The 12620-nt window shown below is 70.7% G+C and carries 7 protein-coding genes; 3 read left to right on the forward strand and 4 right to left on the reverse strand.

The genetic code is table 11. The annotated features are described in order from the left end of the window. Positions 1 to 86: 86 nt before the first annotated feature. The gene (locus tag IE307_RS02750; RefSeq protein WP_191295818.1) at positions 87 to 617 is read right to left on the reverse strand and encodes a helix-turn-helix domain-containing protein; all 531 of its coding nucleotides are present in this window, start codon (positions 615 to 617) and stop codon (positions 87 to 89) included. A 57-nt stretch (positions 618 to 674) separates the two neighbouring features. On the opposite strand from IE307_RS02750, the gene IE307_RS02755 reads away from it, so the two are divergent. Continuing rightward, positions 675 to 1592: an alpha/beta hydrolase gene (locus IE307_RS02755; protein WP_191295819.1), complete on the forward strand. Its 918-nt coding sequence runs from the start codon at positions 675 to 677 to the stop codon at positions 1590 to 1592. A 2-nt stretch (positions 1593 to 1594) separates the two neighbouring features. On the opposite strand, the gene IE307_RS02760 is transcribed toward IE307_RS02755, so the two are convergent. Together IE307_RS02760 and IE307_RS02765 are read right to left on the reverse strand one after the other, a co-directional pair. Then, complete coding sequence (locus IE307_RS02760) at positions 1595 to 4687, reverse strand: family 78 glycoside hydrolase catalytic domain (RefSeq protein ID WP_229904326.1); 3093 nt, start codon at positions 4685 to 4687, stop codon at positions 1595 to 1597. A gap of 138 nt (positions 4688 to 4825) precedes the next feature. Further along, positions 4826 to 7081: a cellulase family glycosylhydrolase gene (locus tag IE307_RS02765; protein WP_191295820.1), complete on the reverse strand. Its 2256-nt coding sequence runs from the start codon at positions 7079 to 7081 to the stop codon at positions 4826 to 4828. A gap of 297 nt (positions 7082 to 7378) precedes the next feature. Here IE307_RS02765 and IE307_RS02770 point away from each other — a divergent pair, with 297 nt between their 5' ends. Both IE307_RS02770 and IE307_RS02775 read left to right on the forward strand, forming a co-directional pair. Next, positions 7379 to 9613 (forward strand): rhamnogalacturonan lyase, encoded by a 2235-nt coding sequence (locus tag IE307_RS02770; RefSeq protein WP_229904327.1) that lies wholly within the window; start codon positions 7379 to 7381, stop codon positions 9611 to 9613. Between the two features lie 42 nt (positions 9614 to 9655). Further along, positions 9656 to 10621, forward strand: a complete 966-nt coding sequence (locus IE307_RS02775; RefSeq protein WP_191295822.1) for an acetylxylan esterase — start codon at positions 9656 to 9658, stop codon at positions 10619 to 10621. 160 nt (positions 10622 to 10781) lie between these two features. Here the strand turns inward: IE307_RS02775 and IE307_RS02780 are convergent, their stop codons facing one another. Further along, positions 10782 to 12548 (reverse strand): rhamnogalacturonan lyase, encoded by a 1767-nt coding sequence (locus IE307_RS02780; protein WP_229904328.1) that lies wholly within the window; start codon positions 12546 to 12548, stop codon positions 10782 to 10784. Positions 12549 to 12620 lie beyond the last annotated feature (72 nt).

The raw sequence follows: 12620 nt of genomic DNA on the forward strand, positions 1-12620 counted from the left end.
GGGGCAACGCAAACGCTAGACATCAGGTCAGCCGGGCGAATCCCACCGGAGAGGACGTTCGCGGGTAGCTCTCACGGGGGACAGCGTCACCGCTCCCCCGCCGGCATGGCCACCAGGCTCACCACCCGGCGCGTGCGCCCGTCCCCCGGCTCACCACCGGCCCGGGCGGTGACCGCCGCACGCAGTTCGGCCAGCAGCTCCTCGTGCTCCTGATCCGTCAGCCACAGCGCGGCCTGCTGGTACGTCACACCATCCGCTGCGGGATCGGCCGGTTCCCGTTCCAGGTACTGACCGAAGTCCGCCAGCAGGCCACCGGTGAACGCGGTGAAGGCGTTGCGGTGGTCGTCCGGTGTCATGGCGGCGCGGTCGGCCTCGCCCAGCTCGACGCGGTCGCGGCGCAGCCGGTAGGTGCGTTCCATGATGCCCCGCACCCGCTTCTCCTCCAGCACCTCGAGGACTCCCGCGTCGGCGAGCACGGCGACGTGCCGGTACATCGTGGCCGGGGCGATCTCGGGCAGGCGCTGGCGCAGTTGCGTGGTCGTGCTGGGGCGCCCGTCCAGCATCGCCTGGACGACGCGCATCCGGACGGGGTGCAGCAGGAGGTCCGAGGTCGCCATGTCCCCACGATCTCATCAGTGATACTGTTCTCAAAACTGATAACGGAAGGACCGGCCATGAACGGCACCACCCACGCGGGCCACGACGTCGAGATCACCCTGGACTCCGGCGGCCACACCCTGCACGGCACCCTCACCCTTCCGCCAGGGCCGGGTCCGCACCCGGCGGCGCTGTGCTTACCCGGCTCGGGCAAGGTCGACCGCGACTCCAACGCCGGGCGGGTGCGGATGGACCTGGGCGTTCCACTGGCGCAAGCCCTTGCGCGGCAGGGCATCGCGTCGTTGCGGTACGACCGGCGCGGGGTGGGCGCCTCCCCCGGCGACTGGCGTGCCGCGGGGTTCCTGGACAACCGCGCCGACGCGGCCCTGGCACTGCGCACGCTCCGGGCGCGGCCGGAGATCCGGCCGGACGCGGTCGGCGTGCTCGGGCACAGCGAAGGTGCCGTCCACGCCATGGGGCTCGGTGCCCACGAACGTCCCGCGGCCGTGGTGCTGCTCGCCGGGTACGCGCGTACCGGCAAAGAAGCCCTTCTGTGGCAGGCAGGACGGGTCGCGGGCACGCTGCCGCGGCCGATCCGCCCGTTGCTGCCCCTCCTCGGCCGGATCGGCCTGAGGCAGCTCGCCGCGCTGGAGGCCACCACCACCGACGTGGCCAGGGTCGGCGGGGCGCGGGTCAACGCCCGGTGGTGGCGTGAGCAGCTGGCGTACGACCCCCGCGCCGACCTGTCCGGCATCACCGCGCCGGTCCTCGCGATCACCGGCGACAAGGACCTCCAGGTCGACCCCGGTGACCTGGATGTCGTCGCGTCACTCGTGCCCGGCGCCGAGATCCGGCTCGTGCCCGACCTGACCCACGTCCTGCGGCGCGACGCCAAGGCGCCCGCGCTGACGTCCTACAGCCGGTTGTTGCGTCAGCCGGTGGACTCCGAGCTGCTCGCCGAGGTCGCGCTCTGGCTGGCTCAACGGCTTCGCTGACGTCAGGAGGCCGCGATCGCGGTCGCGCTGCCGTTGAACTTCCACCGCCCGTGCGGCACCTTCACCACACCGGCGCCCGGCACGTGCACCTCGGCGGTGGCGCCCACCGGCACCTCGACGGTCAGCTTCACCACGCCGTCGACCTTGGCCCACGCCACGCTGATCCGCCCGCGCACGCTCTCGAACTCGAAACTGGCCCACGACAGGGCACCGGTGACCGGCCGGACCGTGAACGTCCGGTAGCCCGCGTCGCCCGGTCGCAACCCGGTGACGTGCTCGTACAGCCACTGCACGAGGGTTCCCTTGAAGTAGTGGTTGCGCGAACGGGTGCCGGTGTCCCACATCTCCCACATGGTGTCGGCGCCGTTCGAGAACCAGTGGCCCCAGCTCGGGTACGACCGCTCGGTCGCCATGGCGTGGGCGGCGTCGGCGTGGCCGTTGTCGCTCAACGCCTGCAGCAGCACGCTGGCGCCGAGGCAGCCGACGTCGACGTGGTTGCCGTTGGCCCTGACCTCGGCGGCCAGCTTGTCGGCCACGGTCTGGACCGACCCGGCCGGCACCATGCCGAACGCCAGCGGGATCGCGTTGGACGTCTGCCGGTAGCCGGTGTCGCGCGCGGTGCGGTAGTAGCCGTCGAGGAACGTCTTGTTGAACGTTGCCAACAGCTCGGCCGCGACCTGGCGGTAGCGCGGTACCGGCTTGCCGATCACGTCGCCGAGTTCGGCGGTGTGCAGCAGCGCGCGGTAGAGGTACGCGGTCGCGGTGAGCCGGGTGTCCTCGGGCGGGATGCCGCCGGAGTCCGGCGGCAGGAAGTCGCCGAGCGCGGTGACGGCGAGGCCGTCGCGCAGCCTGCCGATCTCCCAGTCCAGGTACCGGGTGAGCACCGGCCAGTGTTGTGCGGGCAGGCGGTCGTCACCGTAGGTGCGGTACATCTCCCGCAGCACGAACGGGTACACGGTCGTCCACTCGGGAGCCGGTGCCAGCTCGCGGTAGCCCCAGCCGCCGCTCGGCACGATCACCGGGAGCTGGCCCGCGGTGTCCTGGCTGTCCGCGAGGTCGCCGAGCCACTTGGTGAAGAACTTCGCCATGCCGAACTCGGCGAGCATCGACGGCGCGCCGACCTGCGCGTCGCCCGTCCAGCCGTTCTTCTCGTAGGTCGGGGTGTCGGTGGGGATGCCGTGCAGGTTGTTCGCGACCGTGCGGCGCATCGCGGCGTCGTACTGCTCGAACAACGGCTCGGAGCAGCGGAACGTGCTGACCTTCGGCACGTCCGAGTGCACCAGGCGGCCGACGAGCTTCGGGGCGGCGCTCAGGCCGGTCACCTCGACGTAGCGGAAGCCCTTGTAGGAGAACTTCGGCTCCCACGTCTCCTCCCCGCCGGCGCAGACGTACTCGTCGAGCTGGATTCGGCCGCCGCTGACGTGGCCGTTCTCCATGCGAACGCTGCCATCGGAGTTCAGCGTCTCGCCGTGCTTGAGCCGCACCACCGTGCCCGCGGGCGCGTTCACCGCGAGCTGCGTCCAGCCCGACATCGTGCGGCCCATGTCGGCGACGAACACGCCCGGCCGGAGAACGCTCACAGCCGGCGTGACCGACTCGATCACGCGGATCGGTTCGTGCTCCTGGGCTTTCAGCGCGCCCTTCGGGGCGGGCCTGGCCGTGGTGCGGTGCCACGAGCTGTCGTCGAAGCCCGGCCTCGTCCAGTCGCGCGGCGCGAGGCGGGCGTCGTAGGTCTCGCCGGTGTACTGCGAGTTCGAGATCGTCGGGCCGTCGGTGAGGCGCCACTGCTCGTCGGACGCGATGGTGGTCCGCGTGCCGTCGGGGTGGTCGATCTCCAGCTGTGCCAGCAGTTTGGGCTCGTCGTGCCACGGCGGGCGCTCCCACCGCCACACGTTCGGCGTCTTCATCCCGTAGAAGCCGCGGCCCAGCGTCACGCCGATCGCGTTGCGGCCGCCGCGGACCAGGCTCGTGACGTCGTGCGTCGCGTAGAGGACGGTGTTGTCGTAGTCGGTGAAACCGGGGTCGAGCACGCGGTCGCCGACGCGGCGGCCGTTGATCTCGGTCTCGTGGTAGGCGAGGCCGCTGACGTACAGCCGGGCGCGCTTCACCGGTTTGGTGAGCGCGAACTCCCTGCGCAGCAACGGCGCGGGCTGCTCCTTCACCGTGACGTTCGCGCCCCACGGGCCCTGGCCGTACGGGTCGAGCACGGTCGCCGGAGCCCACGCCGAGTCGTCGAAGTCCGGCGTCTGCCAGCCGGGCTGCTCGGTCTCGGAGACCTTCCAGCCGGGACCGGTGACGAGCTCGCGCTGACCATCTGGCAGGTCCACTAGCAGCCTCAGCAGGAGTCCGGCGGGGCCGGCCGACCTGTTGGTGGCGCGGGCGGCCACCACGATCCGCCTGCCCGCCAGGCGGGTCACGTCGGCGCGTTGCCCGACCTTCCAGATGTCGACCTGTTCGGAGACGTGCACGACCTCGGACCCGTTGACGTACAACGTGAAATCGTCGTCCGCGGTCGCGACGAGCCTGGCGCGCACGGCGTCCGCGGGCAGGTCGAGCGAGGCGCGGAACCACCGGCTCTCGACCGGTGTCGTGGCGGACCAGATCCACCGGGCACCGGTGAAGTCGATCGCCGTGTCCGCGGCGCCGATCCACCGCGCCTGCCACGGCGTGCCGAGCAGCGCCGTCTCCCACCAGCCTGTCGTGCTCCACGCCGACGGCCGGTTCGCCCCGTCCCACACCCGGACGCGCCAGTGGTAGCGGGTGCGGGGCTCGAGCTCCTCGCCGCCGAACGCGATCCCCGTGGTGCGGTCCGAGCCGACCTTGCCGGACTGCCACACGTCCGCGCGGCCGGGCGCGGTGCCGACCTCGACCTGGTAGGCGGTCTGCCGGGCGCCGGTACCGCCCGCCTCCAGCACCCAGCCGAGCCGGGGTGCGGTGACGTCCGTGCCCAGCAGGGTCTCCGCGTACTCGACGGTCGTGCGCGCGACGCGCATGCCGCCGGCCTTCTCCTGCGGTCCGGCGTGCGCCACCCCGATCGGGAGCGCCGTCGCGGACAGCCCGACGGCCGATGTCCTGAGGAACTCACGTCTGCGCACGTCGTCTCCACCTTCGTCGCTGGATGAAACGTTTCAATCGCGGCGGCGGGGCCCAGCGTGGTGCGGTGCGCGGAGGCGTGTCAAGGCAGACGACAACAGGCTGTCCGCAATCGGACAGCCTGTTGAATCGTTTAAATGTCAACCGATGGTGCAGGTGCTCCCGTTCAGCGTGAACGACGACGGCGCCGGGTTGGACCCGCTGAACGTGCCGTTGAACCCGATGTTCGTCGACGCGTTCGGCGCCAGGGTGCCGTTCCAGCTCAGGTTGATCGCGGTGACGGCCGCCCCGGACTGGGCGAACGTCGCGCCCCACCCCGGCAGGGTCACCTTCTGGCCGTTCGCGTAGCTGAAGGCCAGCGTCCAGCCGTTGAGCGCGCTGGTGCCCGTGTTGGTGATGGTGACGCTCGCCGTGAAGCCGTTGCCACCGCCCCAGTTCTGGCCGGAGTACCCGACCTTGCAGGCGCCGGTGCCGCCACCCGCGCCGGTCGTCGCCGACACGATGCCGGAACTCGCCGACACGTTGCCGGCGGCGTCCTTCGCCCGCACCTGGTAGCGGTAGGTGGTCGACGGGGTCAGGCCGCTGTCGGAGAACGAGTTCGACGCCGCCGAGCCGACGGTCGTGAACGAGCCGCTGCCCACGGCGCGCAGCACGTCGTACCCGGTGACACCGACGTTGTCCGTCGAGGCCGTCCAGCTCAGCGCCAGGCCGGTCGACGTCACGCCCGAGGCCGTCGGGGTGCCCGGCGTGGAGGGCGCCTGGGTGTCCACCGGACCACCGCCGCCGTAGATGGTGGCCTCCTTCGAAGTCTGCCGGACACCGTTGGCACCGTTGAGGAAGCGCTCACCCCACGACGTCAGGCTCGCCGGGTTGAACGAATTCACCATGTCGAGGTAGCCAACGTCGCTGCTGTTGCCGCTCCACGACCAGCCGAGGTACCCGAGGCCGCGCGACTGCGCCTGGGCCATGATCGTGTCCTCGTCCGGGTCGCCGTCGCTGTGGTTGTGCCCGAACTCCCCCACCACCAGCGGCAGGCCCGCGGTGCGGAACGCGTCGAAGTACGCGTTGACCTTGTCCGCGGTGTTGTAGACGCCGTACATGTGGATGGAGAACACCGTGTTGCGCTGCGGATCGGCGCTGAGCACCGAGGCCGCGTTGTCGCGCATGATGTTGCCCCAGTCCTGGCCCCACATCGGGGCGTCGGCCATCAGCAGGTGCTGCAGCCCCGCGCCGCGCAGGCGGCTGATCGCGCTGCTCGTGGCGCTCGCCCACGTGGCGCTCACCTGGGCGTTGTTGCCGAACGGCTCGTTGCCCAGGTTGATGACGACGTAGTTCTCCTGGCCCTTCAACGCACTCGCCACGCTGATCCAGTAGGAAGCCGCCTGGTCGAGGGTCGCGGCCCCGCTCTGCTCGCCGTACCCCGTGGTGTCGTGCACCTCCAGCACGCAGATCAGCTTGGACTGCTTGCACAGCGAGATGACGCTCGACACCTCGGACGCCGGAGTCGGTCCCCAGCGCTGACCGCTGCCGAGCACGACGCGCACGGTGTTGGCGCCGAAGGACTTGATGTCCGCGAACGCTCGCGTCTGCGACTGGTACCAGACGTGCGCGTGGTTCACCCCGCGCATCACGAACGGCGTGCCGTTGGCCTCGACGACCCGAGTGCCGTCGACGCGCAGGCCCACCGCGGCCGGTTGCGAGCCCAGGGCCGTGACGACGGCCGGGTACCAGCGGCTCTCGATCTTCTGGATGCCGGTGGTGCCGGTCGGGTGCACGCCGTCGGTCGTGTCGGCCGCGGTGTCGAACCCGGTCCACTGGTCCACCACGGTGATCGGTGACGCCGTGGTGCTGTTGGCCCGCGCCCAGCCGGGGATCGCGGCGTTGAGGTCGACGACCCGTTGCGCGCAGGCAGAGCAGTTGGCGGGGGTCATCGGGATGATCTGCGCCACGACCAGCTTGATCGCCGGGTTGCTCGCCCGCATCTGGCCGAGCATCGTGGTGTAGGCGTTCAGGATCGTGCTCGCGGGGATGTTGTTCCACACGTCGTTGGTGCCGAGGTGCATCAGGACGACGTCGGGCCGTGCCGACGACAGCCAGCCGGGCAGCTGGTTGTCCCGCACGATGTTCGTGGCCAGGATGCCGCCATGGCCCTCGTTCTCGCCGTCGTAGGCGAAACCGCAGCCGGGCGCGGACAGGGAACCGACGAAGTCGACGCTGTGCCCGGTGTCCTGCAGGTGCTTCGCCAGCAACGCCCGCCAGCACCCCGGCGAGCCGGTGATGGAGTCGCCGAGCGTCATTATCCGCGTGGGTGCGGCGTTCGCCGCGGTGGGAGCGATGACCACGCAGGCCGCCAGCAGCAGGCCGGTCACCACCGCTCGAAGAAATCGCAAGGTCACGACGACCTCCTGGGAAAGGTTCGGCTGGACATTCTGGGAGCGCTCCCAGAATCGGACCCTAACCAGCCGATGACCCGACGACACCGCCGACTGGCCCACCGCTCTCGGCTGTCCGGTGCGGACAACCGGCTGACGTCGGAATGTCCTGCCGGACAAGCCTCACACGTTCGCGCGGGCGTCGACGGACCGTTCGACCCGTTCGACACCTCAACGTCGAACGTTCGATGGGAAAACGCTTTCCACACTGCGCGGCAATAACTCTTGCGCGACACGGCACCGTCGGGTCATCGTAGCCGCGTGGATCTGCGACGAAGCGTTCTGCTCCCGTTGGTCGTCATCGTCCTCCTCGCCGGGCAGCCGCCTGCCTCCGCGCGGCCGCGGGCCGAACGCCTCCACCGGGGACTCGTCGCGGTCACGACGAGCGACGGCGCGTACCTGAGCTGGCGGTTGCTCGGCCACGAGGCCACCGGCGCGACCCCGACCGGCCTCAAGGGCCCCGACTTCGCGGTCTACCGCGACGGGAAGCGCATCGCGACCGTCACCGACAGCACCACGTACGCCGATCCGGCCCCGACACCCGGCGCGCGGTACCAGGTGGCGCCGGTCGTGCGCGGTGTGCCGCTGGGCCGGAGCGGGGTGGCGACGGCCTGGGCGGCGAACCACCACGACCTCCCGCTCAGCAAGCCCGCGGACGGCGTGACACCTGCCGGCGAGAGCTACACCTACTCCGCCAACGACGTCAGCGTCGGCGACGTGGACGGTGACGGCCGGTACGAGTACGTCGTGAAGTGGGATCCCAGCAACTCCAAGGACGTGTCGCAGGTCGGCTACACCGGACCGGTGTACCTCGACACGTACCGCTTCGACGGCACGCTGCTGCACCGGATCGACCTCGGCGTGAACATCAGGGCGGGCGCGCACTACACCCAGTTCCTGGTCCACGACTTCGACGGTGACGGCCGGGCCGAGCTGATGACGAAGACCGCGCCGGGCACCCGTGACGGGCGCGCCCGGTACGTCACCATGCCGCGCGAGGACGTTCGTGCGGGCTACGCGCACACCGACGACTACCGGCTCAGCGCCGAGGGCTATCGCGAGCACCTGATCAGCGTGTTCCGCGGCTGGCACGCCCATCCCGAGGTCGTCGCGGGGAGGTGGCCCGCGACGCTGGAGCAGGCACTCGGCCTGGAGCCGCGGTACGCCTACCCGCTGTCCGAAGTGGACGCGAGCGCGCTGGTGAACCACTTCGTCGACGTCTACGCGCCCTCCCGCAGCGCCAACAACCGGCTGCGCCAGTTCGCCGGGTTCATCGTCGACGGTCCCGAGTACCTGACGGTGTTCGACGGCGCGACGGGACGCGAGCTGCAGACCGTGCGCTACGAACCGGGGCGCACCGACGACGGGCTGATGTGGGGCGACTACGCCATGAGCCGCATCGAGCCGGGCAACCGGGTGGACCGGTTCCTCTCCGGAGTGGCCTACCTGGACGGACAACACCCCAGCGCGATCTTCGCCCGCGGCTACTACACCCGCTCGACGGTCGCCGCGTACGACTGGAACGGCCGCAGGCTCACGAAGAGGTGGCTCGCCGACAGCGGCTGGGTGCCGATGACCAACCCGTTCCGCGACACCCCGCACGGCCGTGACGGCACCAGCCCGACCCACGCGAAGCTCACCACGCAGGGCGCGCACTCGTTGAGCGTGGCCGACGTCGACGGCGACGGCCGGCAGGAGATCGTCTACGGCGGCGCCACACTCGACGACGACGGATCGCTGAAGTACAGCTCCACCGGTGTGCTGCCACCGGGCAGCGCTGATCCCGGCGCCACGGCCAGGATCGGCCACGGCGACGCCCTGCACGTCACGGACGTCGACCCGGACCGTCCCGGCCTCGAGATCCACATGGTGCACGAGGGAGCGCGCTCGGCCCCGTTCGGCTACACGCTGCGGGACGCGCGGACCGGCGAGGTTCTCTACGGCGCCTACTCCGGCCTGGACACCGGCCGCGGCATGATCGGCGACGTCCGGCCGGACGTGCGCGGCCTCGAGACGTGGGCGTCCATGCCGAGCGGATCGGATTCCGCGGGCATCTGGAGCGCGGACGGCCGCCAGCTCGAGACCCGTTCCCCCGGCACGAACGCGAGCATCCGCTGGGCGGGCGACCTGACCACGCAGATCGTCAACGGCGCCCAGGACGTGACGCCGACCGTCGACGACTGGCGGCGGGGCACGCTGCTCACGGCCACCGGCACGCGCACCAACAACGGCACCAAGGGAAATCCGTCCCTGGTGGCCGACGTCCTCGGCGACTGGCGCGAGGAACTGGTGGTGCGCACGCAGGACAGCTCCGCGCTGCGCTTCTACCTCAGCACCGAGCCGACCAGGCACAAGATGTACACGCTCATGCACGACCGCCAGTACCGCGTCGAGGTCGCCCGCCAGCAGACCACCTACAACCAGCCGTCCTACCCGGGCTTCTACCTCGCCTCGGACACCGACTGGTCGCGCGTGCCCCTGCCGTCACGCCGCTGAGTCGTGTGAAGATCGCACGGACCGCCCGAGTGAGGAGACCGCGTGCCCGTCGTCGACATGTCCGAGGAAGACCTGCTCCTGCACCGCGTCACGACGCCGGAACCGGACGACCTCGACGAGTGGTGGGCGGCCCGCCTCGCCGAGACCACCGCCGCCGCGACCCCCGCGGTGCTGACGCCGCACGAGCCGGACCTCTACCGGCCGCTGTCGGTCTACGACGTGGAGTTCTCCGGCGCCCACGGCCACCGCGTGCGCGGCTGGTACCTGCGGCCGGCGGGCGACGAGCCGCTGCCCGTGGTCGTGACGTACATCGGCTACGGCGGCGGCCGCGGCCTGCCGGCCCAGCACACCCTGCTGCCGAGCCTGGGTTACGCGAACTTCGTGATGGACAGCAGGGCCCAGGGCGGCCGGTGGTCCGTCGGCGCCACCGCCGACGCGGGCGCCGGAACGGGTCCCGAGCACCCCGGCGTGATGACCAGGGGCATCTCCAGCCCGGAGGGTTACTACTACACCCGGCTGTTCCTGGACGCCGCACGAGCGGTGGACGTCGCCGCCGGCCTGCCCGGCGTCGACCCCGGCCGCATCGGCGTGACCGGGGGCAGCCAGGGTGGCGCCCTAGCGCTGGCAGCGGCGGCGCTGCGGCCGGAGCAGGTGAAGGTCTGCCACTCCGACGTGCCGTTCCTCTGCGACCTGCACCGCGCGATCCGCATCGGCGGCACCCCGCCGTACACGGAGATCAGCGACTTCCTGGCGCAGCAGGACGCGCTCGTGCCCGCCGCGCTGAACACGTTGCGGTACGTCGACTGCGCGTTGCTGGCCAGGCGCATCACCGCGCCGACGCTGTTCAGCGTCGGGCTGATGGACGAGACGTGCCCACCGTCCACCGTGTACGCCGCGTACCACGAGGTCCGCGCGCCCAAGGAGATCACGGTGTCGCCGTTCGGCAAGCACACCACGCCCACCAGCCACGTCGAGACGCAACTGCGCCACTTCCGCCAGTACCTCTAGCGCGGTGACCACGATCTTCACCGCGGTTCCCGACGCTCAGCAGGGCACCTCGCGGTGTCGGCCCCACGCCCCCATACGTCCAGTATGAGGACGTGGGGCCGACACCACGATGCACCCGTCTGACCGCCGGGAAACGCGGCAAAGGTTCGCGGTCACCGCGCTAAGGAGTCGCGAAACTCGCGTGCGGCGGCTGGTTGTAGGCGGTGTTCTGGAACGCCACGGCCAGCCGGTACTGCCGGTCCTGCAGCAGCGACACCCGCCGGATGTCCGTCGGTTCGGTGGTCGAGTAGATCCGCAACGCCCGGTTGTCCGAGGTCCGCCAGATGACCTCCTCGCGCCAGTCGCCGTAGATGTCCGCGGACAGCGCCGGAGTGGACTTGGTGCCGTTGTTGGACGCCACGCCGGAGCCGGTGAGCAGCCGCGTGTCACCGTTGGGGCCGTACTTGTCGATCGTGGTGCCGTTCAGCAGCTCGCGCTGGGCGTCGCCGTCCCACCAGATCACGAAGTTCGTCGAGCCAGGCTTGCGCGCGTTCACCTGGGCGCCCGTGGTGGCGCTGCGCAGGCCGCCCACCGACGACGACCACGCCTCGGCGCCGGGGTTGCCGGCCCAGATGTCGGCGGCCACTCCTCTGCCGTTGTCGCAGCCGCACGACGGCGCGCTCCAGATGATCTGACCGGTCCGCGCGTCGCCCATCCAGTGCGTGAGGTCGGTGGTGGACTCCGACGGCTTGAAGACCTCGAGGCCCGCGCGGGACGGGATGAAGTCGCCGACGTGCAGCGCGTCGCCGTGGCGGGTGCCGTTCTGCCACAGGCCGCGGCCGTTGTCGTCGATCGCCATCGAGCCGTAGACGATCTCGTCGCGGCCGTCGGCGTCCACGTCGGCCACCGAGAGCTGGTGGTTGCCCTTGCCCTCCCAGGCCGAGCGGTTGGACTGGGTGGCGGAGTCGAACGTCCACCGCTGCGTGAGCTGTCCGTTGCGGAAGTCCCACACCGAGATCACGCTGCGGGTGTAGTACCCGCGCGCCATGACGATGCTCGGACGGGAACCGTCCACATAGGCCGTCCCCGCCAGGAACCTGTCGACGCGGTTGCCGTAGTTGTCACCCCACGACGACACGGTTCCGCGCGGGGGCACGTAGTTCTCCGTGTCGAGCACCGCGCCGTCGGTGCCGCGGAACACCGACAGGTACTCGGGTCCCGCCAGGACGTACCCGCTGCTGTTGCGGTGGTCGGCGTTCGCGGTGCCGATCACCTGCCCGGTGCCCGACCGCGTGCCGTCGGCGGTCTTGACAGCGACCTCGGCGCGGCCGTCACCGTCGTAGTCGAACACCTGGAACTGCGTGTAGTGCGCGCCGGCCCGGATGTTGCGGCCGAGGTCGATCCGCCACAACCTGGTGCCGTTGAGCTTGTACGCGTCCAGGTACACGTTGCCCGTGTAGCCGGACTGGGAGTTGTCCTTGGCGTTGGTGGGATCCCACTTGAGCACCAGGTCCTGCTCGCCGTCACCGTCGAGGTCGCCGACCGACACGTCGTTCGCCACGTAGGTGTACGCCTCGCCCGACGGGGTCGTGCCGCCGGAGGGGATCTGCAGGGGAACGTCCCTGCTCGTCGCGAGGGTGCCGACGGACCGCGTGGCCGCCGCCGGTTCCACGCCTCCGGACACCGGTCGCACCGAGTAGGACGCGGTCGCCGGGGCGCCCTCGTCGAGGAAGCTGGTGGCCGTCGTCAGCGGAGCGCGGTTGACCCGCGCGCCGTCGCGGTAGACGTTGAACGCCACGTCCGCCGCGTCCGAGCCGAGCAGCCGCCACGACACGAAGTTGCCGTTGCCGTGCACCGACCGGGTGCTGACGAGCCCGCGTTCCGGTGGTTCGTCCGCCAGGGCCGGGACACCGCTCGCGAGCAGAGCCGCCGCGAGCAACACAGACACTGAATTGAAACGTTTCATACGAAGAACGCTAGCGTCGAACGGGTCGAATGCCGCCCCAGCGAATTCTTTCGA

This window comes from Lentzea cavernae, from assembly GCF_014653695.1.
GTDB lineage: Bacteria > Actinomycetota > Actinomycetes > Mycobacteriales > Pseudonocardiaceae > Lentzea > Lentzea cavernae.